At 63.1% G+C, this 24,327-nt stretch carries 22 protein-coding genes, 1 other RNA gene and 3 pseudogenes; 7 read left to right on the top strand and 19 right to left on the bottom strand.

The genetic code is table 11. The features are described from left to right. Positions 1-94: 94 nt before the first annotated feature. A non-coding RNA gene (ssrS, locus tag AU465_RS08265) (6S RNA) lies at positions 95-250 on the bottom strand. A gap of 138 nt (positions 251-388) precedes the next feature. Between ssrS and AU465_RS08260 the strand changes: the two genes are divergently transcribed. The 5 genes from AU465_RS08260 (at position 389) to msrB (ending at position 3,941) form a co-directional block, all read left to right on the top strand. After that, positions 389-1,228 carry an AAA family ATPase gene (locus AU465_RS08260; protein WP_192245725.1) on the top strand — a complete coding sequence of 280 codons (840 nt, stop codon included), beginning with the start codon at positions 389-391 and terminating at the stop codon, positions 1,226-1,228. Between the two features lie 88 nt (positions 1,229-1,316). Then, complete coding sequence (locus AU465_RS08255; RefSeq protein ID WP_192245723.1) at positions 1,317-1,763, top strand: GNAT family N-acetyltransferase; 447 nt, start codon at positions 1,317-1,319, stop codon at positions 1,761-1,763. Positions 1,764-1,836: 73 nt separating this feature from the next. Next, the gene (locus tag AU465_RS08250; protein ID WP_192245721.1) at positions 1,837-2,241 is read left to right on the top strand and encodes a type II toxin-antitoxin system HicB family antitoxin; all 405 of its coding nucleotides are present in this window, start codon (positions 1,837-1,839) and stop codon (positions 2,239-2,241) included. Positions 2,242-2,251: 10 nt separating this feature from the next. Beyond that, positions 2,252-3,442, top strand: a complete 1,191-nt coding sequence (locus AU465_RS08245) for a vWA domain-containing protein (RefSeq protein WP_192245718.1) — start codon at positions 2,252-2,254, stop codon at positions 3,440-3,442. 94 nt (positions 3,443-3,536) lie between these two features. Beyond that, complete coding sequence (gene msrB / locus AU465_RS08240; protein ID WP_192245716.1) at positions 3,537-3,941, top strand: peptide-methionine (R)-S-oxide reductase MsrB; 405 nt, start codon at positions 3,537-3,539, stop codon at positions 3,939-3,941. A gap of 68 nt (positions 3,942-4,009) precedes the next feature. Here msrB and AU465_RS08235 read toward each other — a convergent pair whose 3' ends face one another. From AU465_RS08235 to AU465_RS08180, 12 genes and pseudogenes are all read right to left on the bottom strand, one after another. Next, on the bottom strand, positions 4,010-4,309 hold the full coding sequence (locus tag AU465_RS08235) for a hypothetical protein (RefSeq protein ID WP_192245714.1): 300 nt from the start codon (positions 4,307-4,309) through the stop codon (positions 4,010-4,012). A gap of 7 nt (positions 4,310-4,316) precedes the next feature. Beyond that, entirely contained in the window at positions 4,317-4,757 is a 441-nt protein-coding gene (locus tag AU465_RS08230; RefSeq protein WP_192245712.1) for a hypothetical protein, read from the bottom strand. A 176-nt stretch (positions 4,758-4,933) separates the two neighbouring features. Further along, on the bottom strand, positions 4,934-5,194 hold the full coding sequence (locus tag AU465_RS08225) for a DUF2312 domain-containing protein (RefSeq protein WP_095804728.1): 261 nt from the start codon (positions 5,192-5,194) through the stop codon (positions 4,934-4,936). A gap of 337 nt (positions 5,195-5,531) precedes the next feature. After that, on the bottom strand, positions 5,532-8,990 hold the full coding sequence (gene pyc, locus AU465_RS08220; protein WP_192245710.1) for a pyruvate carboxylase: 3,459 nt from the start codon (positions 8,988-8,990) through the stop codon (positions 5,532-5,534). Positions 8,991-9,253: 263 nt separating this feature from the next. After that, entirely contained in the window at positions 9,254-10,372 is a 1,119-nt protein-coding gene (locus AU465_RS08215; RefSeq protein ID WP_192245708.1) for a branched-chain amino acid ABC transporter substrate-binding protein, read from the bottom strand. A 137-nt stretch (positions 10,373-10,509) separates the two neighbouring features. Continuing rightward, the gene (locus AU465_RS08210; RefSeq protein ID WP_192245706.1) at positions 10,510-10,857 is read right to left on the bottom strand and encodes a DUF6867 family protein; all 348 of its coding nucleotides are present in this window, start codon (positions 10,855-10,857) and stop codon (positions 10,510-10,512) included. A 16-nt stretch (positions 10,858-10,873) separates the two neighbouring features. Next, a complete protein-coding gene (locus AU465_RS08205) occupies positions 10,874-11,602 on the bottom strand; it encodes an ABC transporter ATP-binding protein (RefSeq protein ID WP_192245704.1) in 729 nt (242 codons plus the stop codon). 17 nt (positions 11,603-11,619) lie between these two features. Further along, positions 11,620-12,792 (bottom strand): annotated as a pseudogene (locus AU465_RS08200) (ABC transporter ATP-binding protein); the annotation flags it as partial. Continuing rightward, positions 12,792-14,303 (bottom strand): annotated as a pseudogene (gene livM, locus AU465_RS08195) (high-affinity branched-chain amino acid ABC transporter permease LivM); the annotation flags it as partial. The pseudogenes AU465_RS08200 and livM, both read right to left, overlap by 1 nt. A gap of 88 nt (positions 14,304-14,391) precedes the next feature. After that, a complete protein-coding gene (locus tag AU465_RS08190) occupies positions 14,392-15,294 on the bottom strand; it encodes a branched-chain amino acid ABC transporter permease (protein WP_192245700.1) in 903 nt (300 codons plus the stop codon). Positions 15,295-15,632: 338 nt separating this feature from the next. Next, positions 15,633-15,959: pseudogene (locus AU465_RS36375) on the bottom strand (HAD family hydrolase); the annotation flags it as partial. A gap of 77 nt (positions 15,960-16,036) precedes the next feature. After that, entirely contained in the window at positions 16,037-16,423 is a 387-nt protein-coding gene (locus AU465_RS08180; protein ID WP_192245695.1) for an ectoine synthase, read from the bottom strand. Between the two features lie 165 nt (positions 16,424-16,588). Between AU465_RS08180 and AU465_RS08175 the strand changes: the two genes are divergently transcribed. Beyond that, positions 16,589-17,476 (top strand): LysR substrate-binding domain-containing protein, encoded by an 888-nt coding sequence (locus AU465_RS08175; RefSeq protein ID WP_192245693.1) that lies wholly within the window; start codon positions 16,589-16,591, stop codon positions 17,474-17,476. Between the two features lie 21 nt (positions 17,477-17,497). Here AU465_RS08175 and AU465_RS08170 read toward each other — a convergent pair whose 3' ends face one another. From AU465_RS08170 to AU465_RS08160, 3 genes are read right to left on the bottom strand one after another with little or no spacing between them, the layout of a single operon-like run. Further along, a complete protein-coding gene (locus AU465_RS08170; RefSeq protein WP_192245690.1) occupies positions 17,498-18,499 on the bottom strand; it encodes a 4-hydroxyproline epimerase in 1,002 nt (333 codons plus the stop codon). A 36-nt stretch (positions 18,500-18,535) separates the two neighbouring features. Further along, on the bottom strand, positions 18,536-19,840 hold the full coding sequence (locus tag AU465_RS08165; RefSeq protein ID WP_192245688.1) for an NAD(P)/FAD-dependent oxidoreductase: 1,305 nt from the start codon (positions 19,838-19,840) through the stop codon (positions 18,536-18,538). Between the two features lie 14 nt (positions 19,841-19,854). Further along, positions 19,855-20,784 carry a dihydrodipicolinate synthase family protein gene (locus tag AU465_RS08160; RefSeq protein WP_192245686.1) on the bottom strand — a complete coding sequence of 310 codons (930 nt, stop codon included), beginning with the start codon at positions 20,782-20,784 and terminating at the stop codon, positions 19,855-19,857. 68 nt (positions 20,785-20,852) lie between these two features. Between AU465_RS08160 and AU465_RS08155 the strand changes: the two genes are divergently transcribed. Beyond that, positions 20,853-21,557 (top strand): GntR family transcriptional regulator, encoded by a 705-nt coding sequence (locus AU465_RS08155; protein WP_246505923.1) that lies wholly within the window; start codon positions 20,853-20,855, stop codon positions 21,555-21,557. Positions 21,558-21,611: 54 nt separating this feature from the next. Here the strand turns inward: AU465_RS08155 and AU465_RS08150 are convergent, their stop codons facing one another. The 3 genes from AU465_RS08150 to AU465_RS08140 all read right to left on the bottom strand — a co-directional run bounded on the left by AU465_RS08150 (position 21,612) and on the right by AU465_RS08140 (position 24,322). Beyond that, a complete protein-coding gene (locus AU465_RS08150) occupies positions 21,612-21,929 on the bottom strand; it encodes a hypothetical protein (RefSeq protein ID WP_192245684.1) in 318 nt (105 codons plus the stop codon). 259 nt (positions 21,930-22,188) lie between these two features. Further along, on the bottom strand, positions 22,189-22,494 hold the full coding sequence (locus tag AU465_RS08145; RefSeq protein ID WP_192245682.1) for a hypothetical protein: 306 nt from the start codon (positions 22,492-22,494) through the stop codon (positions 22,189-22,191). Positions 22,495-22,825: 331 nt separating this feature from the next. Continuing rightward, positions 22,826-24,322, bottom strand: a complete 1,497-nt coding sequence (locus AU465_RS08140; protein WP_192245680.1) for a CoA-acylating methylmalonate-semialdehyde dehydrogenase — start codon at positions 24,320-24,322, stop codon at positions 22,826-22,828. Positions 24,323-24,327: the final 5 nt, after the last annotated feature.

The following is a 24,327-nucleotide window of genomic DNA, read 5'->3' as shown; positions in this document are numbered from 1 at the left end:
CGCAAAAAAAGATAGCGGAGCGAACTTTTCGTTCGTGAGCACCGCACAAAACGGCGCAACGACAAAATCCGCCAAATATGGGCTTTTCGACGAGTGACGATCCACACAACCGGTGGAGAGGTCGATCCCGGGTGCCTACAAAGTAGGTGGGCGCCGTGTGAGAAAACCCACGAGTCTTCCCAGGGACAGCTCCCCAAGGATCGATAAGGCCCCGGGGATAAGTTTCTCCTGCCGGGAAGCGCAGACCGCCAGCGCCAATATAGGCCGACGCTTGGCCGAGCGCCAGAGAAACGAAAGGTGACAAACGAACGGCGGAAACGAATGGCCGTTAAAGCTTGCACGCGTGCGCATGGCTCCTTACGGTCCCGCCGCTCGGATAGGAGAAGAAATGCGTTTCGAAGGCACCGCGGCTTACGTTGCCGACAAGGATCTGATGGTGGCGGTCAACGCCGCGATCGCACTGGAGCGGCCCTTGCTGGTCAAGGGCGAGCCCGGCACCGGCAAGACCGAGCTGGCACGCCAGGTGGCGGCGGCGCTCGGGCTGGATTTCATCGAATGGAATGTCAAATCCACCACAAAGGCGCAGCAGGGCCTTTACGAATATGACGCGGTCTCGCGCCTGCGCGACAGCCAACTCGGCGACGACCGCTTCAGCGACATCAAGAACTACATCAAGCGCGGCAAGCTGTGGGACGCCTTCGCCGCACCGAAAAAAGTCGTGCTTCTGATCGACGAGATCGACAAGGCCGACATCGAGTTCCCCAACGACCTGCTGCAGGAACTCGACCGGATGGAGTTCTTCGTCTACGAGACCGGCGAGACGATCAGGGCGGCACTGAGGCCGATCGTCATCATCACCTCGAACAACGAGAAGGAACTGCCCGACGCCTTCCTGCGCCGCTGCTTCTTCCACTACATCCGCTTCCCCGACATCGACACACTGCACCGGATCGTCGACGTGCATTATCCCGGCATCAAGCAGAACCTGGTGCGGGCGGCGCTCACCCAGTTCTACGAGATCCGCGGCGTGCCCGGCTTGAAGAAGAAGCCCTCGACCTCCGAAGCGCTCGACTGGATCCGCCTGCTGGTCGCCGACGACATCGCGCCCGAGGATCTGCGAGCCGACCCGAAGAACGCGCTGCCGAAACTGCATGGCGCGCTGCTCAAGAACGAGCAGGACGTACACCTCTTCGAACGCCTGGCCTTCATGGCCAGGCGCCAGGGATAGGCGACAGCAATAGCGCTTTCTCCAGCTGTGGACCGTTGCCGGCAAGCGGCCGCTGTCGCAGCTTCCGACCAAAACATTGGAGGAAAACATGTCCGAGATCACCGTCCGCCCGCTTGCCCAGTCCGATCACGCCGACTGGCGGCGGCTGTGGACCGCCTACCTCACTTTCTACGAGACCAAGCTGCCGGACGAGGTCTACGACGTCACTTGGAAGCGCCTGTTCTCGGCAGGCGAATTCGAGCCGAAAGGTTTTATCGCCACGTTTCACGGCAGCGCTGTCGGCCTCACCCACTATCTCTATCACCGCTCGTGCTGGTCGGAGAAAAACAACTGCTACCTGCAGGACCTGTTCGCCGACCCGGAGGTGCGCGGCAAGGGTGTCGGCGCGGCCTTGATCAAAGCCGTGCAAGAGGAGGCCGGCAAGATCGGCGTGAAGAACGTCTATTGGATGACGCACGAGACCAACGCCACCGCGCGCAGGCTCTACGACCATGTCGCGCGGCGGACAGGCTTCATCGAGTACGATCTGCTGTAAGGCATCGGGAGCAGTCTCCGGGCGTCGCGCGATCTATCGCCCGGCTTGCCGGATGGATTTGAGGACAAGTTGAATGACTCATTATGTCAAAATTCTCGACGGTGCGGACGACATTTGGGGGGTGCGCGTTCCCGATCTTCCTGGCTGTCATGGCGGCGGCGCGAATCCCGAGGAAGCGATCGCGGATGCGACCTCAGCGATACGTGGATGGGCCGAAGCACGGCTGGCTAAACATTTGCCCATGCCAGCCCCCCGGACCGTGGCGGACCTATTGCGGGCGGATGAAATCGACAGTAGCGCCGGCGAGTCGGCAGTGATGATTCCTGTGCTGATCGATTCCGGGCGACCTGTAAGGGCCAATCTTTCGCTGGACGCCGGCCTCTTGGCGGCAATCGACGAAGAGGCCGGCCGTCATGGCCTCACGCGCTCTGCTTTCATTGCGAGTGCTGCTCGAGAAAAAATCGAGGGACACAGATAACTATCCGATCATGTTCATTCCCTTCTTCCTCGAACTGAAGGCCGCGCGGGTTCCCGTTTCGCTCAGGGAATATCTGTCGCTGCTCGAAGGGCTGGAGGCTGGGCTCGTCGACTATGACGTCGAGGGTTTCTACTACCTCGCGCGTTCGGCCCTGGTGAAGGACGAGCGCCACATCGATCGTTTCGACCAGGTGTTCGCGCATGTTTTCAAGGGCGTCGAGGCGCTTGCCGGGCCGGATGCCGTCGATGTCGCCAACATCCCCGAGGAATGGCTGCGCAGGCTTGCCGAAAAGCACCTGACCGAAGAAGAGAAGAAGCTGATCGAGGCGCTGGGTGGCTTCGAGAAGCTGATGGAGACGCTGAAGCAGCGTCTGGAGGAGCAGAAGGGTCGCCACCAGGGTGGTTCGAAATGGATCGGCACCGGCGGCACCTCGCCATTCGGCGCCTATGGCTACAATTCGGAGGGCGTGCGCATCGGCCAGCACGAAAGCCGGCATCGCCGCGCGGTAAAAGTCTGGGACAAGCGCGAGTTCAAGAATTTCGACGATGCCGTCGAGCTCGGCACCCGCAATATAAAGGTGGCGCTGAAGCGCCTGCGTCGTTGGGTGCGCGAGGGCGCCGAGGAAGAGTTCGACCTGCCTGGCACCATCCATGCCACAGCTGAGCACGGCTATCTGGACGTCAAGACGCGACCCGAGCGGCGCAACGCAGTGAAGCTCTTGATGTTCTTCGACGTCGGCGGCTCGATGGACGACCATATCCGCACCGTCGAGGAACTGTTCTCCGCCGCGCGCGCCGAGTTTCGGCAACTCGAATATTTCTACTTCCACAACTGCCTCTATGAGCGCGTCTGGAAGGACAACCGCCGCCGCCTTGCCGAGACCATCCCGACCTTCGACCTGCTTCACAAATACGGGTCGGACTACAAGGTCATCGTCGTCGGCGATGCCTCCATGAGCCCCTACGAGATCGCCCATCCCGGCGGCTCGGTCGAGCACTGGAACCCGGAAGCCGGCAGCGTCTGGCTCGCAAGGCTGTTGCAGCAATGGCCGAATGCGATCTGGCTCAACCCGGAAGCTGAGAAGAACTGGCGCTACACGCACTCGATCGCGATGATCAACGATATCTTCGGCGGCCGGATGTTCCCACTGACGCTTGCCGGGCTCGAAGCGGCGACGAGGCAGCTGTCCCGCAAGCACTAGCCCGCTTTCGCTGGCAGCGTTTGTAACAAATGCCTATGTTTGCGCGAATATAGGCTGCCCACCAACAACGAGCCGCCAAGGCCGAGGAGATTTCATGGACACCCACGCCTACCCCGTCACCCGCACCGATGCCGAGTGGCGAGCCCGGCTGACGCCGGAGCAATATGCCGTCATGCGCAACCACGGCACTGAGCGTCCCGGCAGCTGCGCCCTGCTTTACGAGAAGCGCGCCGGCACTTTCTTCTGCGTCGGTTGCGACCAGCCGCTGTTCGAATCCAAGCTGAAATTCGAGAGCGGCACCGGCTGGCCGAGCTTCAACGATCCGGTGCCTGGTTCGATCGAGACCACCGTCGACCGCAGCTACGGCATGGTTCGCACCGAATGTCATTGCTCGCGCTGCGGCAGCCATCTCGGCCATGTCTTCGAGGACGGCCCGCCGCCGACCGGCCTGCGCTACTGCATCAACGGCGTGGCGCTGCAGTTCGAGCCGGCGGCCTGACCGGTACCCCGTCAGTTTGGAAAGGGTGGCTTCGGCCGCCCTTTTTTATGCGCATCTGCTGTGCGTCCTCACACAATGACCGTCGCGATCAGCCAGAGCGCCGAGCCCAGCATCATCAGCGAGGCCTTGGCGCCGCCGGTCTTTTCCGCCGTCCGCCAGACGGCAAGGGAGAGGAAGATGTTGTAGGGAACGGCGAGGAAATGCACTGTGAGAACCAGCCAGAGCGGCAGCTTCAGCCCGAGCAGGACGAGCGCCAGCGCCGACGAGGCAATGTTGATCGCCGTGCCGGCAAGCAGCATGTCGCGCCAGAACAGCCGGTCGGGCGAAGCTCTGCCTTGCCAGCGCGAGCGGAAGAAGCCGGCAAGCATCTGCGGTCTACTCCCGCCCCAGCACTTCAGTCACGGCGCGCTCGAAGCGTGAGCATTCCGTCACCAGCCAGTCGGCCATGGCCGGCCAGTTGTCCTCGGCGAAGCAGTTGACCTGCCACTGCGAATTGATGCCGAGGTTCTGCGCGCTCTGCTCCGGCCTGAGCTTCAGCCGCGCCTCGATCGCCGGCTGAAACGGCTTCAGCCGTGTCCAGACTTCCGTTGCGCCGAGCTTTTCGTTGCGGCCGAAGAAGACGCCGACCACATTCTCGCTCGGCGCGACATACATGGAAAGCACCAGGGCAAACTCCGGCAAGCCGCGCTGCCAGAACCAAGGACCGCGCCTCGCCAGCCGTGCCCTTTCTCCCGGGTGCCGTTCGGCGAACAGCGCCCAGAAACCGCGATGGCGGAACTCCGAAGCGCGGCGCCCGCCGAAGTCGAACTCGCTCATGGCCGGCTGCTCGCGCTACCATCACGGCTTGGCCGAGACTGTTTCGAAATTCGCTCTGGCGAGTCATATGGTGGTGGTTTCGAGAACCGTAGCGCAGCGGACATTTGGTCCGTGAGCAACGGAAGCGCAGAAAACGCCATCAGATGGCCGCCGGAGTAGAATTTCCAAACAGTCTCTTAGACCATGCCGAGCGCGGCCTTGTATAGATCGAGGATCGACTCCTCCTCCTGGCGCTCGGCTTGGTCCTTCTTGCGCAGCCGGATGATGGTGCGGATCGCCTTGGTGTCGAAGCCGGTGCCCTTGGCCTCGCCATAGACGTCCTTGATGTCGTCGGAAATCGTCTTCTTCTCTTCCTCGAGCCGCTCGATGCGCTCGATGATGGCGCGCAGCTGGCCGGCGGCTACAGTCTGGCTGGTCTCGGTGATCTCGTCGGCCATTTTTCTCTCCGCGTTTTTTGCGCCACGGCGATTCCCGCCCCGGCAAAATTGGAGCGGGTTCGATGCCCGAGCACGCGCGGCGGGTCAAGACATTATCGATGCGGCATGAAGGGTTACGCACGCCCTAGGGTGTGTTGGGATTCAGGTCAAGCCGGCCTGAGAATGGTGGCTTCCGAGAACCGGAGCGGAGCGTACTTAAGGTACGTGAGCACCGGCCTACGCCGGCCGTAGCCTTAAACTGCCACGCCATTCTCAGTCATGGATGCTTCGGCCGGCGAAGGCCGGAAGCGCAGGAAGCCGGCGTTTGCAGACCGGCCTCACCTGAATCTCAATACACCTACCCGAAAGCGATCAGCAAATCCTTGGCGTCGATCTGGTCGCCGGCCTTGACCAGCACTTCGGCGACCACGCCGTCGCGCTCGGCATGCAGCGCGGTCTCCATCTTCATCGCCTCGATCGAGAGCAGCACATCGCCCGCCTTGACGGCCTGCCCGGCGGCAACCGCAAGCGCTGAGACCACGCCCGGCATCGGCGCGCCGATATGCGCTTCGTTGCCGGGTTCCGCCTTGCGCCGCGCCTTGGCGGCCGAGGCGCCGTGGGCGCGGTCCGGCACCTTCACGCGGCGCGGCTGGCCGTTGAGCTCGAAGAAGACGGTGACCATGCCCTTGTCGTCGACATCGCCGAACGCCTGGCAGCGCACCACCAAGGTCTTGCCCTTCTCGATGTCGACGAAGATCTCGTCTTCCGACTTCATGCCGTAGAAATAGGTCGGCGTCGGCAGCACGCTGACCGGGCCGTAGGATTCCTGCGCGGCGGCAAAGTCGGTGAACACTTTCGGATACATCAGCCAGGAGGCGAACTCGAACTCTGTGAGCTTGCGTTCGAGCTTTTCCTCGATCTCCTTGCGGCTGGCCTTCAGGTTCGCCGGCTTGAGCAGCGAGCCCGGCCGGACGGTGATCGGCTTTTCGCCCTTCAGCGCCTTCTTCTGCAGCGCTTGCGGCCAGCCGCCGGGCGATTGGCCGAGATCGCCGCGCAGCATCGAGACGACCGAGTCCGGGAAGGCGATGTCCTTCGCCGGGTTCTCGACGTCGGCGACGGTGAGGTCCTGGCTCACCATCATCAGCGCCATGTCGCCGACCACTTTCGACGACGGCGTCACCTTGACGATGTCGCCGAACATCAGGTTGACGTCGTGATAGGCCTGCGCCACCTCGTGCCAGCGCGTTTCGAGCCCGAGCGAGCGCGCCTGTTCCTTGAGATTGGTGAACTGGCCGCCCGGCATCTCGTGCAGATAGACTTCCGAGGCCGGACCCTTGAGGTCGCTCTCGAAGGCGGCATACTGGTTGCGGACCGCTTCCCAGTAGAAGGAGACGTGGCGGATCCACTGCGGATCGAGTCCCGGGTCGCGCTCCGTGCCCTTGAGCGCCTCGACGATCGAGCCGAGGCAGGGTTGCGAGGTGTTGCCCGAGAAGGAATCCATCGCCGCGTCGATGGCGTCGACGCCGGTCTCGACCGCCGCCAGCACCGTCGCCGCCGACAGGCCGGACGTATCGTGCGTGTGGAAATGGATCGGCAGGTCGGTCTCTTCGCGCAGCGCCTTGAACAGCACGCGCGCCGCCGACGGCTTCAACAGGCCCGCCATGTCCTTGACGGCGATGATATGCGCGCCGGCCGCTTCCAGTTCCTTCGCCAGCCCGACATAGTATTTGAGGTCGTATTTTGCGCGCGCCGGATCGAGGATGTCGCCGGTGTAGCACATCGCCGCTTCGATCAGCTTGCCCTCGGTGCCCACCGCGTCCATGGCGACGCGCATGTTCTCGACCCAGTTCAGGCAGTCGAATACACGGAACAGGTCGACGCCGCCGGCGGCTGCCTGTCTGACGAAATGCTGCACGACATTGTCGGGATAGTTGGTGTAGCCGACGCCGTTGGCGCCGCGCAGCAGCATCTGCAGCAGAAGGTTGGGTGCGGCTTCACGCACCCGTGACAGCCGTTCCCACGGATCCTCGGTGAGGAAGCGCATGGCGACGTCGAAGGTGGCGCCGCCCCAGCACTCCAGCGACAACAGCTGCGGCAGCGCCCGCGCATAGGTGCCGGCAATGCCTGCGATGTCATAGGTGCGCATCCGGGTGGCGAGCAGCGACTGGTGGCCGTCGCGCATCGTCGTGTCGGTGACCAGCACCTGGGTCTGGCCGCGCATCCAGGAGGCGAACTTCTCCGGTCCGAGCGCATCGAACCTTTGCTTGCTGCCGTCCGGCACCTTGCCGTTGAGATAGGGCACGACAGGCGCCGCCGCGTCGGCCTTCGGCATCGGCCGGCCGCGCGTCTCGGGATGGCCGTTGACGCTGACATCGGCCAGGTAGTTGAGAAGCTTGGTGGCGCGGTCCTGCCGCTTCACCTGCTGGAACAGTTCCGGCGTCGTGTCGATGAACTTGGTGGTGTAGGAATTGTCGGCAAAGCTCGGGTGATTGATGATCGCTTCGAGGAAGGTGAGGTTGGTCGCCACGCCGCGGATGCGGAACTCGCGCAGCGCCCGGTTCATGCGCGCGATCGTCTCGGCCGGCGTCGGCGCCCAGGCCGTCACCTTTTCGAGCAGCGGATCGTAGAAGCGGGTGATGACCGCGCCCGAATAGGCGGTGCCGCCGTCGAGCCGTATGCCGAAGCCGGTGGCGCCGCGATAGGCGGTGATGCGGCCATAGTCCGGAATGAAATTGTGCTCCGGATCCTCGGTGGTGATGCGGCACTGCAGCGCGTGGCCGTTGAGCTTGATGTCCTTCTGCATCGGCACGCCGGATTCCGGCGTGCCGATGGCGAAGCCGTCGAGGATGTGAATCTGCGCCTTCACGATGTCGATGCCCGTCACCATCTCGGTGACCGTGTGCTCGACCTGGATGCGCGGGTTGACCTCTATGAAGTAAAACTTGCCGGTGTCGGCGTCCTGCAGGAACTCGACCGTGCCGGCGCCGATATAGCTGGTCTCGCGCGCGATCTTCAGCGCATAGCCGCAGAGCTCCTGGCGCAGCTCCTCGCTGAGATAGGGAGCCGGCGCGCGTTCGACGACCTTCTGATTGCGGCGCTGGATCGAGCAGTCGCGCTCGAACAGATGCACGGCATTGCCATGCGTGTCGCCGAGCACCTGCACCTCGACATGGCGGGCGCGCTCGATCAGCTTTTCGAGATAGACCTCGTCCTTGCCGAAGGCGGCCTTCGCCTCGCGCTTGCCTTCCATGACCTCGCGCGCGAGGTCGGCCTCCGAGCGGATGGCGCGCATGCCGCGGCCGCCGCCGCCCCACGAGGCCTTCAGCATCACCGGATAGCCGATTTGCGCGGCGAGCTTCTTCACCTCTTCCATGTCGTCCGGCAGCGGATCGGTGGCGGGCACGACCGGCACGCCGACCTCGATCGCCAGGTTGCGCGCTGCGACCTTGTTGCCGAGCCGGCGCATCGTTTCCGGCTTCGGCCCGATGAAGGTGATGCCGGCGGCAGCGCAGGACTCGGCGAATTCCGGACTCTCCGACAAAAGGCCGTAACCGGGGTGGATGGCGTCGGCGCCGGACAGCCTGGCGACGCGGATCACTTCTTCGATCGAAAGGTAGCTCTCGATCGGCCCCATATCCTTGGCGAGATGCGGCCCGCGCCCGACCTGGTAGCTTTCGTCGGCCTTGAAGCGGTGCAGCGAATATTTGTCCTCTTCCGCCCAGATCGCCACGGTTTTGAGACCCAGTTCGTTGGCCGCGCGAAAGACGCGGATGGCGATTTCGGACCGGTTGGCGACGAGGATCTTCGTGATTGCCAAGGACTGGGCTCCAGCAGCGGAAGGTGAGAGGAACGGCGCAATGATTAGCGTGAAAATGCTGCAGCGCAAACAAAATCGCGCGACAGCTAAAACGATTTAAATCGCTCGTTTGCGCCAAACGCCGTTATTCTTCCGCTCGGCGGTTCAAGGGACGGTTTGCCGGCGCTCTCGTCGGGGTCGAGGGGAGGAAGAAGTATCCGCCAATGAAAATGCCCGGCGCTGAGCGCCGGGCATCCCAAAAAAGTCGGCGTCTGTTTGCCGGCTTATTTCTCGAAGTAGCCGTACTTGCCGTCCTCGCCCTTCTTCCATTCGTAGATGACGTAGTCCGGGCGGGTGATGTCGCCCTTGGCGTCATAGCCGATCTCGCCGATGGCCGTCTTCCATGGTCCGCCGGACTTGATCACCTCGGCAACCTTCTGCGCATCGTCGGCGGAGCCGACCTTGGCGATAGCCTGGGAGATGATCTGGATGGCAGCGTAGGAGTAGAGCGTGTAGGCTTCCGGCTCGAAGCCGGAGGCGCGGAACTTCTCCACCACTTCCTTGGCGGCCGGATTCTTGCGCGGATCCGGAGCGAAGGTGTTGAGCGTGCCGGCAACGGCGTCGCCGGCGATCGAGGCCAGTTCGTTGGAGACGATGCCGTCGCCCGAGAACAGCGGCGCCTTCAGGCCCTGGTCGGCAGACTGACGGATGATCAGGCCGGCTTCGGTGTGCAGACCGCCCCAATAGATCAGGGTGACGCCGTTCTGCTTCATCTTGGCGATGAGGGCCGAGAAGTCCTTGTCGCCGACGTTCACGCCTTCATACATCACTTCCGTGATGCCGTTGGCGTTCAGGTTCTTCTTGGTCTCGTCCGCGAGGCCCTGGCCGTAAGGCGTCTTGTCGTGGATGATGGCGATCTTGGCGTCCTTGAAGTTCTTGGCGATGTAGTCGCCCGCCACCTTGCCCTGCTGGTCGTCGCGACCGCAGGTGCGGAAGGTGTTCCACAGGCCGCGCTCGGTGAGCTTCGGATTGGTTGCGGCCGGCGTCATCACGAGGATGCCGTTTTCGGCATAGACTTCCGACGCGGGAATGGTCACGCCCGAGTTGAAGTGGCCGTCGACGAACTTGACGCCGTCAGCGACGAACTTGTTGGCGACCGAGATGCCCTGCTTGGGATCGGAGACGTCGTCGCCGATCTCGAGCTTGAGCTGTTGGCCGTTGATTCCGCCCGCCGCGTTGATGTCGGCGACCGCCTGTTCCGCGCCCTTCTGCAGCTGCGCGCCGAAGGCGGCGTTCGGGCCGGTGATCGGACCGGCGACGCCGATCAGGATGTCGGCCCACGCGCTGCCGCTGAACGCGATGAACGCGGTCAGCGCCACGGCGGACAAAAGTGATTTTTTCATTGAAACGCTCCCATTTACGGAGTGGGCGTGGATGACACTTTCATGCGATGCCCACCCTTATCGCAGAAAGCATAGAATGCCGATTTTCAGGCACTTGTCACGCCGATTCATCCCTGAAACGACGTTAAGCATGAACCTCAACCCTTCGGTTTCCAGCTCAATAGGGAAGCTCGTTCGTAGAGCCAATTATATTGTGTGACCATCTGGTTGGTGCGCGTGTATTGATAGCCGAGGAAGCCGAATATCATCAGTACGATGGTATCGACGATGTAATAATGCAGCGAGAACATCGTGCCATCGAACAGGGCATGATGGATGAACCTTACCCCGATGCCGAGGCCAAGCATGTAAAGGAACAGCCGGACGTAGGTGCCCCAGGTCTGGGCCACGGCTTTGCCGGTCATCCATGCTGCCCCGCCGCCGAGAAGGCCCGTGACGAACAGGAAATGCCAGATCGAGGCCTCTTCGTAGAGAATGCCTTGCATGATGAAGAACCCCCTCTTAGTGATGCCCGCCTTCGAGATAGGCGGCGCGCACTTCCGGATTGGCGAGCAGGTCCTTGCCGGTGCCGCTCATCGTCACATTGCCGTTGACCATGACGTAGCCGCGATTGGCGAGCTTGAGCGCGCCGAAGGCGTTCTGCTCGACCAGGAACACGGTCAGCCCCTGCGACCTGTTGAGCTCGCGAATGGCGTCGAAGATCTGCTTGACGATCAGCGGGGCCAATCCAAGCGACGGCTCGTCGAGCAGGAGCAGCTTCGGCCTCCCCATCAGCGCGCGTCCGATCGACAGCATCTGCTGCTCGCCGCCCGAAAGCGTGCCGCCGCGCTGGTTGATGCGCTCCTTAAGCCGCGGGAACAGTGCGAACACCTTCTCGGCATCCTCGTCAAAGTGCTTGAGGTTGTCGATGCTGGCACCCATCTGCAGGTTTTCCATCACCGTCATACGCGGGAAGATGCGGCGTCCTTCCGGCGACTGGGCGATGCGCAGCCGCGCAATCTCATGCGTCGGCATCTGCGTGATGTTGGTGCCGGCGAAGGTGATGGTGCCGGCGCGGGCGCGCGGCGCGCCGAAGATGGTCATCATCAGCGTGGACTTGCCGGCGCCGTTGGCGCCGATCAGCGCCACGATCTCACCCTGGTTGACGGTGACGTCGACACCGTTCAGCGCGCGGATGTTGCCATAATAGGTCTGCACGCCCTTGATATCGAGCAGCATTGTGCCGGCCATTACTTACGCCCCCCACGCTTGCCCGCTGCGGGCTTGGCCGCCGCTTGCTTACCCTTCGAGGCGCTGTCGGCTTTCGCGGCTGCAGCCTTGGCGGCCGTTTTCTTCGGCGCTGCTTTTGCGGTGCTGACCTTCGCGGCCTTCTTGGCTACCGGAGCGGGCTTGCCGGCGACAGACGCCGAGCGCGCGTCGACCTGAGCCGCTTTCGAGGCGCCTTTCGATACCGTGACCCGCTCGCCTTCGTCCGCGTGTTCGACAGTATCGGAAACCGGCCCCGCCATCATCGAAGCGGAATTGCCCGGCCCATGCGCCGCGTCCGGTCCGGTATCGAGCTGCTCGATGACATCCTCGTCGCCGACTTCGGTGAGCACGGTTTCGACCTCCTCGTCGTCGACGCCGAGATAGGCGGCGATGACGCGCGGGTCGGTGCGGACCGACTGCGGATTGCCGTCAGAGATCTTGCGGCCATATTCGAGCACGACGACATGGTCGGAGATCTGCATGACCACCGACATGTCGTGCTCGATCAGCAGGATCGACGTGCTGTTCTTGATGTCCATCAAGAGTTCGTTGAGCGCCGCCGACTCTCTCGGATTGAGGCCTGCGGCCGGCTCATCGAGGCACAGAAGCTCCGGCCCGGTGCACATGGCGCGCGCGATCTCCAGCCGACGCTGCGCGCCGTATGGCAGGTCGCCGGCCGGATCGTCGGCGCGGTCGACGAGGTCGGCCTTCTCCAGCCAGTGCCTGGCGAGATCGATCGATTCGGCCGAGGCCTGGCGATAGCTCGGGAAGCCGAACAGGCCGAGGAAGGTGTAGCCCGAGGCCTTCATCAGCTTGTTGTGCTGGGCGACCAGCAGGTTCTCGAGCAGCGTCATGCCAGAGAACAGGCGGATGTTCTGGAAGGTGCGCGCCACATTGGCGCGCGCCGGGATCTCGTGGTTGGGCAGGCGCTCGAGCAGATAGGTCGAGCCGTCACGTTTGTTCAGCGTGATCATACCCTCGGTGGGCTTGTAGAAGCCGGTGATGCAGTTGAACACAGTCGTCTTGCCGGCGCCGTTCGGCCCGATCAGCGCGGTGATCTCGCCGCGCCTGGCCTGGAAGGACAGGTCGCCGATGGCGACCAGGCCGCCGAACTTCATCGACAGGTGCTCGACCTGCAGGATGAGATCGTCTGCGGAAGCTTGCGCGTTCATCAGCCATGGCCCTCCTTGGTGAAGGAACCTGAGACCGTTTTTCGCTCCTTGAGGAAGGCGGTCGGCTCGCGGCTGCCGACGAAGCCGCGCGGCTTCCACAGCATGACGATCACCATGGCCATGCCGAACAGCAGCATGCGGTAGAGTTCCGGCGTGAAATCGGGACCGAAGACCCGCTTCAGGAAGTCGAGTTCGCGCAGCGCCTCGGTGCCGCCGATCATCACCAGCGCCGCCACGGCGATGCCGGCCAGCGAGCCCATGCCGCCGAGCACGACGATGGCAAGGACGATCGCCGATTCCAGGAAGACGAAGGATTCAGGGCTGACGAAGCCTTGCCGGGCGGCGAAGAACGAGCCGGCGAAGCCGCCGAACATGGCGCCGGTGGCGAACGCGGTCAGCTTGGTGGTGGTGGTGTTGATGCCGAGCGAGCGGCAGGCGATCTCATCCTCGCGAAGCGCTTCCCAGGCACGGCCGACCGGCAGCCGGCGCAGCCTGATGGTAACGAAGGCGGTCAAAAGACAGAGTCCGAGGATCAGATAGTAAAGGAAGATCTTGTAGTAGGCGCTCGATGTGGCGATGTTCAGCACCTTGGCGATGTAGTTCGGGTCAGAGACGTTGAACGACATCAGGCCGAAGAAGGAGACTTTCGGGATGCCGGATATGCCGGCCGAGCCGTTGGTCACCTCGCGCCAGTTGATCAGCACAAGGCGGATGATCTCGCCGAAGGCGAGCGTCACGATCGCCAGATAGTCGCCGCGCAACCTCAGCACCGGAAAGCCGAGCATGACGCCCCAGAAGGCGGCCATGCAGCCGGCGGCCGGCAGCAGGATCCAGAACGACAGGCCGAAATGCGTGCCGAGCAGCGCGTAGGCATAGGCGCCGACCGCATAGAAGGCGACGTAGCCGAGATCGAGCAGTCCGGCCAACCCGATGACGATGTTCAGCCCCCAGGCCAGCATCACATAGATCAGGATCTGGATGCCGAAATTATCGACCCACTTCAGCGAGCCTTGGAACCCCCCAGCTACAGATCCTGTATATAGCGCAAGCGTAAGGACGACGATGACCGGGTACAACGCCAGCGCACTGACGCCCAATGCCGAGAAGTGAGCATGAATGAAGCTGCGGAAGTAAAACATCACAGAAGCTACGGCATAGATAATGGCCAGCGCCCGCAGGAACCGCGCATAGCCGGCAAGGTCCGGCCCCAGCAGTCCATCGAGCGAACCGGCCAACACCAAAAGTGCAAACGCTATGACGATGGCCGCAATGAAATACGGAAGCCGGAAGAAGCGCGTCGCCATACTCTCCGGCAGCAGGCCGGTGGCAACATCGGCGACCTTTAGGCTGGCCGCGAAGGGTTGAGCATAAGCGACATAAAGGAAGCGTCCGACAGCGGTGAGGACAACCACCAGGGCAAGCAGGCCCCAGCGCCGCACCAGGATCAGTTCGTTGCTGATGTTCTGGTCTGTTCTCAGACCGATGAACAGCACGAACAGGCCGAGCGCGATGGCGCCGGCATAGAGCGCTTCGCGGAAAGCGCGTTGGACGGGAGTGGCGACGACGTCGCGCTCCGGAGATACGGTAACCGCCATGGGATCAGACCTTTTCGACTTCAGGCCGGCCCAGGATGCCGGATGGCAGGAAGATGAGCACGATCGCCAGGATCGAGAAGGCGGCGACGTCCTTGTAGTCGATCGAGAAATAGGCCGACCACATGCTCTCGATGAAGCCGATCAGCAACCCGCCAAGCACCGCGCCTGGAAGCGAGCCGATGCCGCCGAGCACCGCCGCCGTGAAGGCCTTCACGCCCGGCACGAAGCCGTCGGAGAAGACCACCACGCCGTAATACATCAGGAACAGCGTGCCGGCGACCGCGGCAAGCGCCGCGCCCATGATGAAGGTGATGGAGATGGTGCGGTCGACGTCGACGCCGAGCAGCGCTGCCATCTTGCGGTCCTGCTCGCAGGCGCGCTGCGCCCGTCCCAATGCCGTCCTGTTGACGAGATACCAGAAGATCGCCAGCAGCACGGCGGTGACCAGCACGATGATGATCTGCTTCAGCGAGACGCTGATGCCGTCGATGGTATAGACTTGGCTGACCAGCGGCGGGATCGGCTTGTTGCGCGGCCCTTGCGTGACCTGCACGAAGTTGGACAGCGCGATCGACATGCCGATGGCGGTGATCAGCGGCGCCAGCCGGAACGAGCCGCGCAGCGGCCTGTAGGCCACCTTCTCGATCGTCCAGTTGTAGAGGCTGGTGAGCAGCATGCCCACGATCATCATGATCAGGAGCGCCACCACGACAGGCACGGAATAGAACAGCGCGCCGAGGATCAGGAAGACGATGAGGGCTGTGAAGGCGCCGACCATGAAGATGTCGCCATGGGCGAAATTGATCATGCCGATGATGCCGTAGACCATCGTATAGCCGATCGCGATCAGCCCGTAGATAGATCCCAGCGTCAGCCCGTTGATAAGCTGCTGGACGAAGTACTGCATAGTTATGCGGCTCCCCTGGAATGTCGACCGTTCCCGGGTCGCACTCCTTTTCGTATTTCCCTTAGTCGTAAAGTTTCGAGCCCGGATTGCAACGTGATTCTTCAATCGCCGGGCGTGGTTTGGAAGCACGCCACCCGATTGCCCGTTTTTTCGCACCCAGCCCCTGGACTATCGCGGACCCTATCATTGGCACAACGCAATGTCTTTGACGATTCAGCCGTATCATGCCCGCCATTTCGAAGAAATTGCCGTCAAAATAAGTTGAAGTGCGGATTTCTTGCGTCAATGGAGTCGGTCCGTTTTGCGGCCCTGCGCATCGCGTAGGGTCAGGATTCCCATCAGTGTGACAGCCATGCGACAGCGCGCCGCAACTGTCGACATTCTCCTTCGCCTAAGATGGTCGACCCCAGGAAGGGCGGCATAGGATCGAGTGTCGGAAAACAGCGTTCGGCACGTAGTCGGGCAGCGGTTTGCGGCCAGTCCCTCTGTCGATCCGCATAGTGCGGAATCCGAGATCACGGGCGGCCGCGAGATCGAGATGGGGGACTGGCACAGAAGTGGACGATATCGCCGCGGTCGACGCCAAGCGCTTTGCGGGCGAAATCGAAGATCTGCCGGGCCTGCTTATAGGCGCCGGCCTGCTGCGCGGTGATGAAGCGGTCGATGAAAACATACGTGGAGCGGGTCGGCGATTCTATCAAAAAGCTGGACCGCTCCCGAAGAACAGCGCCTGCGCAAAAGGTCAGTAAGCAGATCCTCCGTCTCCGTTGAGGGTATGCTTCTCGGTGCCGTTGAGGGGCGGATTGAAGACGCTGACCAGCACCATGTCGCCGGCTGCATCGGCGCGAAGGTAGTGATCGTCATGGGCATCGAGAACGTAAATCGTGCCGGTCTCGATGCGATGGATCGCGCCGGACATATCTTCGACTTCACCGCTGCCGGAAATGCAATAGCAGGCTTCCAGATGGCGGCGATATTGAAGCCGCGACTCGCTGCCGGCCCGCACAACGGTGTGACAGACCGTGAATCCCATGCCGTCCCGCTGGGTGAGCAACCGATGGCTTGTGCCATTGCCCCAGTCGACGAAGAAGTCAGTTTTTTCTACATCAGCTAACTGCCTGGTGAACATGGCATCTCTTTCCTGTGGTTTGCACCGAAAGCCGAATATGCTCTCGGACTGTATGGTTTTCGGCGCTTCGATCCGCTAACTTCGAAGCAGGGTTCAAGAAATGTCGTAAGCCGCGGCGAAGTTCAAATGACCGATTTTCGCCCAATGCATTAGAAAAATTTACAGATGGACTATTTGCCGCTGAACGCCATTCGCGCTTTCGAGGCCGCTGCGCGCCATCTCAGCTTTTCGGCTGCGGGCGAGGAGCTGCATGTCACCCATCCGGCGATCAGCCATCAGATCAGGCGGCTGGAGGAATGGCTCGGCGTGCCCTTGTTCCACAGGGATGCCCGCAAGGTTCGCTTGACCGACGCCGGGCTTGCCCTGCAGGCCTCGGCGACGGCGGCGCTTTCCGACCTTGCCGCCGCCTGCCGGCGTATCCGCAGGAACGCAGTTGCTGCGTCGCTGTCCGTGGGCTGCATCCCATCCATTGCCAGCCGGTGGCTGGTCCCGCGCCTTTCGGACTTTACTGCTCGCCACCCCGAGATTGCGATCCGTGTCGCCTATGCGAAAGCCGAAGACCGGCTCGAGGACGACGACAACGATATCCTGATCACCCTCGGCGCCGATCCATCTCCAGGGGCTGCCAGCCTCAGCCTCTTTTCCCGCATCAGCCGGCCCGCCTGCAGCCCGCACTACCTCGCCCGCAAAGGCCAGCTTGGCACGCCGGCGGATATTGCCGCGGCGGACCTTTTGCATGACGAGACTCGTCAGGGCTGGCGCGACTGGTTCTCGCAAGCCGGCATGGCCGGAGCCGATGTCGGCAACGGGCCTGTCTTTGCTGATTTCAATATACTGGCGACGGCCGTTATTGCCGGCCACGGCGTCGCCCTATGCCCGATCGAGGTCTTTCGCGAGGAGTTGCGGCGCGGCGATCTCGTTGTCGTCTCCGATATCGCGACCGACAGGGACAAGGGCTACTTTCTCACCATGTCGGCGCAGCCTTCGACCGCCGAAATCACATTTGCCGACTGGTTCCGCGATCAGGTTTCGACCGATGGCGAAACTGCGTGACGCTCTCGACCTTTGACAGCATCAGGTGACAATGAACCCATGCGCGAACGGATCGCGATCGTCGATGAAGATGGTGTTCAATCCGGTCATGCGCGCCCAGCCGCCGATCGAGGGGATGATCGCCGGCTTGCCGGCGACGCTGACCTCTCTTTCGACCCTGCCCTTGAACAGCGAGCCGATGATCGATTCATGCACGAAGCTGTCGCCCGCCTTGAGCTTGCCCTTGGCGTGGAGCTGCGCCATCCGCGCCGAAGTTCCGGTGCCGCAAGGCGAGCGGTCGATCGCCTTGTCGCCATAGAAGACGGCGTTGCGCGCATCGGCCTCGGCATCTCTCGGCTTGCCGGTCCACAGCATGTGCGACAGCCGGTTGATGCCGGGGTTCTCCGGATGCACGAATGAGTATTTCTCGTTGAGGCGCTGGCGCACCACCGGGCTCCAGGCGATGAGGTCGCCGGCCGAATGGTCGGCCATGTCGCGGTAGTTCTCCTGCGGCTCGACGATGGCGTAGAAATTGCCGCCATAGGCGACGTCGACCCTGATCTCGCCAAGCACGGGGCATTCCACCGTCAGCCCTTCGGCGTAGAGGAAGGACGGCACGTTGGTGATGCGCACCTCCTCGACATATTCGCCGACCTGTTTGTATTCGGCGACGACCAGGCCCGCCGGCGTGTCGAGCTTGAGCACGCCCGGCGTCTTCGGCTTCACCAGTCCGTGCTCGATCGCCATCGTCACGGTGCCGATGGTGCCGTGGCCACACATCGGCAGGCACCCCGAGGTCTCGATGAAGAGGATGGCGATATCGCACTCCTCCCGCGTCGGCGGATAGAGGATCGAGCCCGACATCACGTCATGGCCGCGCGGCTCGAACATCAACCCGGTGCGGATCCAGTCATACTCGGCGAGGAAATGCGCCCGCCGTTCCATCATCGTCGCGCCTTCAAGCAGCGGCCCGCCGCCGGCGACCAGCCGGACAGGATTGCCGCAGGTGTGGCCGTCGATGCAGAAGAAGGATTTCTTGGCCATGATGGTTCCCTGAAATATCAGAATTCTGGAGAATTGTCAGAACCGTTGCGGGCGGAACGGAGAGAGATCGAGCGGCGTCTGCCCGAGAACGAGATCTCGGATCAAGCGGCCGGTCGCAGCCGCTTGGGTCAGGCCGAGATGGCCGTGGCCGAAAGCGTAGAAGACGTTCGGCGCCCGCGCCCGGCCGATGACCGGCAGCGAATCCGGCAGCGACGGGCGAAAGCCCATCCACTCGCGGCCGCCCGACGGATCGAGCCCGGGCAGGAAACGCCTGGCTTTTTCCAGCATCGCCTTCGAGCGCTGGAAATTTGGCGGCCGTTCGATGCCGCCGAGCTCGACGGCGCCGCCGACGCGCAAGCCCGTTTCCAGCGGTGTGATGACGAAGCCGTGCCCGGAAAAGATCAGCTGCCGTTTCACGTCGAAGGCCGACAGCGGCAGCGTGGTGTTGTAGCCGCGCTCGGTCTCCAGCGGGATGCGGTCGCCGAGATCTTTGGCCAGAAGGTGCGACCAGGCGCCGGCGGCGATGACAAGTTGCTTCGTCTTTCGGATCGTGCCGTCGGCAAGCGTGAGCGTGGCGCCATTTGTTCCGGCCTCGATACGCTCGATGCGCGCATGCTCGAAGCGGGCGCCGAGCTTCTCCGCATAGGCCCAGACCGCCTTGCCGAGCAGCTTCGGATCGGCGACCGTCTTCCAGCTCGGCACGAAGGTGCCCTTGACGAAGCGTGGCGCGAGACCCGACTGCAGGGCAGCCATCTCCTCCCCCTCGACATGGCGGAAGCCGATGCCGAAGCGCTCGCGCTCCGCCCAGCCCGGCAGCGCGGCGCGGAACTCGGCCTCGCTTTCGTAGAGTTCCAGCGAGCCGTCCTCGCGCAGCATCGGCCTCGTGCCGGAGCGGTCGAGCAGGCCCATCCATTCGGCCTCGGCGAGCTTCATCATGCCGGCCTGCGCCGCGAGGCTTGCCTCGTAGTGCTTGGCGGCACCCGCGCGCCAGAAGCGGAAAAGCCAGGGAAGGAGCTTGGGCAGATAGGCTGGTGGGATGGCGAGAGGCCCGAGCGGATCGGCGAGCCATTTCGGCAATTGCCTGATCATGCCCTTATGCGCCAGCGGCAGCACGTCGGAGAAGGCGAAGGCGGCGGCGTTGCCGGAGCTCGTCTCCTCGCAGATGCCGGTGCGGTCGAAAATGGTGACCCCGCGCCCCGCCTCGGCGAGGTAGACCGCGGCGCAGATGCCGATGATGCCGCCGCCTATGATGGCGATGTCTTCACCTTCTCCCCGTTCACGCGGAGAAGGTGCCCGGAGGGCGGATGAGGGGCGGTGCCCCTCTTCGGAATTTCCCTGCACGCGAATGCTGCCCCTTACTCGGCCGCTGCCATGCTCTCCACCGATCGAGAAAAATCCGCCGGCAGTTGCGGCCGCATGGCCAGCGCATCCTTGACGATCTTTTCCACCGCCTTGCGGCGCTCGCCCGACAACGGCTGGCGCGGCATGCGAACGCGGTCATTGGTATCGATCGCCAGCACTTCGGCAAGCTTGATGTTTTGGACCAGATAGGTCGAGACATCGAGGTCGAGCAGCGGCCGGAACCAGCGGTAGATCTTCAGCGCCTCCTCGCGGCGGCCTTGCTTCATCAGCTGGTAGATGGCGACGGTCTCGCGTGGGAAGGCGGTGACGAGGCCGGCCACCCAGCCGATGGCGCCGACCGACAGCGCCTCGAAGGCGAGGTTGTCGACGCCGGTGAAGAGGTCGTAGCGGTCGCCGAGGCGATTGATGATCTCGGTCGAGCGGCGGATGTCGTCGGACGATTCCTTGATGGCCACGAAGCGCTTGTCCGATGCCAGCTCCTCCATCAGGTCGACGGTGACGTCGACGCGATAGGCGAGCCGGTTGGAGTAGATCATGACCGGCAGGTCGCCGGCTTCGGCCACGGCGCGCAGTGCGGCGACCGTCTCTTGCCGGTCGGTGTGGTAGATTGGGCTCGGCACCACCATCAGGCCATTGGCGCCTTCCTTGGCGGCGCGGCGCGCGATGCTTGCCGCCTCGCGGGTGCCGGGCTCGTTGACGGTCAGAAGCACCGGCTTGTTGCCGGCGACCTTCTGAGCCGTCTTCAGCACCTCGATCTTCTCGTCATGCGACAGCATCGGCCCTTCGCCGAGCGAGCCGCAGACGATGATGCCGTCGCAGCCGGCCTCCATCTGCAGCCCATAGCAGCGCTCCATCTCGGTATGGTCAAGGCGGTCGTCGGTGGTGAATTTGGTCGTGACTGCGGGGAAAACTCCGGCCCACATGGCTATTCCTCTTCTGATATATCAGCCGTATATCTATTAAGAGTTGGCCTGTCAACGCTGAATCCGTTATGATATATGAAAAATATATCAGGAGCCTGTCATTGATCTCCCCGCTGATATCCATTGAGACCAACACGACCTTCGAACCGGCGGCGACCAAGGCCTATCGCGCGCTGGAGCACATGATCGTAACCCTCGAGCTGGCGCCGTCGAGCTTCGTCACCGAAGGCGCTCTGATCGAGCGGCTGGGTCTCGGGCGCACCCCGGTGCGCGAGGCGATCCAGAGGCTTGCCTGGGAAGGCCTGTTGGATATCAGGCCACGCGCCGGGATCGCGGTCGCGCCGCTCCACCCCGGCGACTGGCTGCGCGTCATCGACGCCAGGCGCGGCGTCGAGGTGGTGCTCGCCCGCTCCGCCGCTCGCTTCGTCACCCGCGAGGCCGCCGACCTTTTTCACGAGGCGGCCCTTGCCATGCAGAAGGCGGTGATCTCCGGCAACGTGCTTGCCTTCATCCAGGCCGACAAGCAGCTCGACGAAGCGCTGGCGATTGCCGCCGACAATCCCTTCGCAGCGCGCGTGGCCGCACCCCTGCAGACGCATAGCCGGCGCTTCTGGTTCCGCTACAAGGCAGACACCGGCTTAGCGGAATCGGCCGAGCATCATGTCGCGCTGATCCGCTCGATCCTCGACGGCGACGAGGAAGCCGCCGCCAAGGATGCCAAGAAACTGATGGCGCTGCTGCGCGGCCACGCCGAGGTGGCCGCGACGCGCTGACCGGAGCAGTTCAGCCTTCGCTGAACTGCTCCGTTTCTCCTGGAATTGCTCGGCTCAGCCACCCGGCTGCCGGACCGCGGTGGCCAGCGTGTCTTCCCATCCGTCGCCCGCCGCCAGGATGCAGCTTTGGCCTTTGACGTCGGTCATCAGGATGGTCCAGGTTCCGCTCGCCGACACAAACACCTCGAAGATGGCCACTTCTCCGGCCACGCCGTACCCCAGCCGCTTCTCCTCAAAGGTCGCCGCCAGTCTCGAGACCAGATAGTCATGGCCGCCGCAGATGACTTGCGCCTGCGCGGGGAAAGACGACAGCGCCATCACGGCGCCAACCGCCGCCAGTTTGATCCATCGGAACGAAAATACGCGTGCCATGGGGCACCTCCTTCGCCTTCGCATTCCGGCAAGGGAGGCACATTCGGCCACCTCAGTGTGCCGGAACGCTCCAGGCCGGATTCGACGTCTTCATCGCGTCACTCCTTCTGGTTTCCGGTCTGTCGCAGGGAGATTTATCACTCCCTGCATTCGATATGGTGAAGCTGCGCCCGGTAAACAAGCGGCGCTACTGGAGGGCATCTGGGTCGGCCTTCGCGCAAAAACCGTGGCAAGACGCTCGGCCCGGCATCCTCGATGTTCAAGCGCCCGGCATGGCTGCCGCGATCGTAGGGCTGTCCCAGCCCTCGCCGACGGACAGGATGCAGCTCTGGCCCTTGGTATCGGAGGCCAGCACAGTCCAACTGCCCTGGTCGGAAACGAAAATCTCGAGCACGACGTTCGGATTGATCAGCCCGCGTCCTGCTTCGCTCTCGTGGAACTTGTCGCCGAGTGCCTTGATGATGTCGGCGCGTGGAGCGCATTGCGCGGCCGCATTGGCCTGAGCGGTTGCGGCTGACACTGCAATCGCCGCAAGGAACACTGTCGTCAAAAGGCATCGTGTCATCTGACACCTCCTCGCGCCAGACGCGAACCCCGGCTGCCACCGGCGCTGTTTGATTGGCCTGCACACGGCAGGAATACAGCCTAAGGCGGATGATGGTGTGTTGGTTCCATCACACGGCGACGGAATTATTAGAATTCGCAGATGCTCCCAGGACGCGCTGCGTCGAAAGTCATGTACCTAAAGTTGCGCTGAACTTTGATGGGACGCACCCGGAGGCGCGACAAAGTTTGCCTGCTATGAATGGAGGGGAGGCCAAATAGCCTCCCCTCGTGGGTTCCAAAAAGAAAGCGCGGCTTGCGTCGCGCTTTCTCAAATGTTGGACTTTGTCCGGTCAGTTCATCGTCGGGATGACGAATTCCGCGCCGTCCTTGATGCCGGACGGCCAGCGCGAGGTGACCGTCTTGGTCTTGGTGTAGAAGCGGAACGCATCCGGACCATGCTGGTTGAGGTCGCCGAAGGACGACGCCTTCCAGCCGCCGAAGGTGTAGTAGGCGATCGGCACCGGGATCGGCACGTTGACGCCGACCATGCCGACCTGGACCCTGGAAGCAAAGTCGCGCGCCGCGTCGCCGTCGCGGGTGAAGATGGCGACGCCGTTGCCCATCTCGTGCTCGTTGGCGAGCTTGATGGCGTTCTCGTAGGTCGGCGCGCGCACCACCGAGAGCACCGGCCCGAAAATCTCTTCCTTGTAGATGCGCATGTCGGCCGTCACGTTGTCGAACAGGCAGCCGCCCATATAGTAGCCGTTCTCATAGCCCTGCATCTTGAAGCCGCGGCCGTCGACGACCAGCTTGGCGCCTTCCTTGACGCCGATGTCGACATAGCCCTTCACGCGCTCCAGTGCCTGCGCCGTCACCAGCGGACCGAAGTCAGCGGAAGAGTCCGTCGACGGACCGACCTTAAGGCTTTCGACGCGCGGCACCAGCTTTTCCATCAGCCGGTTGGCGGTGTCGTTGCCGACCGGCACGGCGACAGAGATCGCCATGCAGCGCTCGCCCGCCGAGCCGTAGCCGGCGCCGACCAGCGCATCGACCGTCTGGTCCATGTCGGCGTCGGGCATGATGATCATGTGGTTCTTGGCGCCGCCGAAGCACTGCACGCGCTTGCCGGCCGCGCAGCCGCGCGCATAGATGTACTGCGCGATCGGCGTCGAGCCGACGAAGCCGACGGCCTTGATGTCCGGATCGTCGAGGATGGCGTCGACCACTTCCTTGTCGCCGTTGACGACGTTCAGCACGCCTTCCGGCAGGCCGGCCTCGATGAACAGCTCTGCGATGCGGATCGGCACGCCCGGATCGCGCTCCGACGGCTTCAGGATGAAGGCATTGCCGCACGCGATCGCCGGAGCGATCTTCCACAGCGGGATCATGGCGGGGAAGTTGAACGGCGTGATGCCGGCGACGACGCCGAGCGGCTGGCGCATCGAATAGGTGTCGATGCCCGGGCCGGCGCCATCGGTGAACTCGCCCTTCATCATGTGCGGCGCGCCGATGCAGACCTCGACCACTTCGAGGCCGCGCTGGATGTCGCCGCGCGCGTCGGCAATGGTCTTGCCATGCTCGCGCGCCAGGATGTCGGCCAGTTCGTCATAGTCGCGCTGGACCAGCTCGAGGAACTTCATCAGCACGCGCACGCGGCGCTGCGGGTTGGTGGCTCCCCATTTGAGTTGCGCTGCCTTGGCATTCTCGACCGCGGCGCGCAGTTCCTGCGCCGAGGCCAGCGCCACCGTGGCGCGCACGGAACCGTCCATCGGCTGCATGACATCCTGCTTGCGGCCGCTGGTGCCGGCGACGCGCTTGCCGCCGATGAAATGACCGTATTCGATCATGGTTT

Source organism: Mesorhizobium silamurunense (genome assembly GCF_014843905.1).
GTDB lineage: Bacteria > Pseudomonadota > Alphaproteobacteria > Rhizobiales > Rhizobiaceae > Mesorhizobium > Mesorhizobium silamurunense.
This window is presented reverse-complemented; position numbering and strand designations above follow the sequence as displayed.

Coding starts and splice junctions, on each gene's coding strand:
- AU465_RS08245 (WP_192245718.1), top strand. CDS start 2,252: ATGTTCATTCCCTTCTTCCTCGAACTGAAGGCCGCGCGGGTTCCCGTT.
- AU465_RS08160 (WP_192245686.1), bottom strand. CDS start 20,784: ATGTGGGCCGGAGTTTTCCCCGCAGTCACGACCAAATTCACCACCGAC.
- AU465_RS08145 (WP_192245682.1), bottom strand. CDS start 22,494: ATGACACGATGCCTTTTGACGACAGTGTTCCTTGCGGCGATTGCAGTG.
- AU465_RS08230 (WP_192245712.1), bottom strand. CDS start 4,757: ATGAGCGAGTTCGACTTCGGCGGGCGCCGCGCTTCGGAGTTCCGCCAT.
- AU465_RS08155 (WP_246505923.1), top strand. CDS start 20,853: ATGATATATGAAAAATATATCAGGAGCCTGTCATTGATCTCCCCGCTG.
- AU465_RS08225 (WP_095804728.1), bottom strand. CDS start 5,194: ATGGCCGACGAGATCACCGAGACCAGCCAGACTGTAGCCGCCGGCCAG.
- AU465_RS08215 (WP_192245708.1), bottom strand. CDS start 10,372: ATGAAAAAATCACTTTTGTCCGCCGTGGCGCTGACCGCGTTCATCGCG.
- AU465_RS08170 (WP_192245690.1), bottom strand. CDS start 18,499: ATGGCCAAGAAATCCTTCTTCTGCATCGACGGCCACACCTGCGGCAAT.
- AU465_RS08255 (WP_192245723.1), top strand. CDS start 1,317: ATGTCCGAGATCACCGTCCGCCCGCTTGCCCAGTCCGATCACGCCGAC.
- AU465_RS08140 (WP_192245680.1), bottom strand. CDS start 24,322: ATGATCGAATACGGTCATTTCATCGGCGGCAAGCGCGTCGCCGGCACC.
- AU465_RS08180 (WP_192245695.1), bottom strand. CDS start 16,423: ATGTTCACCAGGCAGTTAGCTGATGTAGAAAAAACTGACTTCTTCGTC.
- AU465_RS08190 (WP_192245700.1), bottom strand. CDS start 15,294: ATGCAGTACTTCGTCCAGCAGCTTATCAACGGGCTGACGCTGGGATCT.
- AU465_RS08150 (WP_192245684.1), bottom strand. CDS start 21,929: ATGGCACGCGTATTTTCGTTCCGATGGATCAAACTGGCGGCGGTTGGC.
- msrB (WP_192245716.1), top strand. CDS start 3,537: ATGGACACCCACGCCTACCCCGTCACCCGCACCGATGCCGAGTGGCGA.
- AU465_RS08260 (WP_192245725.1), top strand. CDS start 389: ATGCGTTTCGAAGGCACCGCGGCTTACGTTGCCGACAAGGATCTGATG.
- AU465_RS08175 (WP_192245693.1), top strand. CDS start 16,589: ATGGACTATTTGCCGCTGAACGCCATTCGCGCTTTCGAGGCCGCTGCG.
- AU465_RS08210 (WP_192245706.1), bottom strand. CDS start 10,857: ATGCAAGGCATTCTCTACGAAGAGGCCTCGATCTGGCATTTCCTGTTC.
- AU465_RS08235 (WP_192245714.1), bottom strand. CDS start 4,309: ATGCTTGCCGGCTTCTTCCGCTCGCGCTGGCAAGGCAGAGCTTCGCCC.
- AU465_RS08205 (WP_192245704.1), bottom strand. CDS start 11,602: ATGGCCGGCACAATGCTGCTCGATATCAAGGGCGTGCAGACCTATTAT.
- AU465_RS08250 (WP_192245721.1), top strand. CDS start 1,837: ATGACTCATTATGTCAAAATTCTCGACGGTGCGGACGACATTTGGGGG.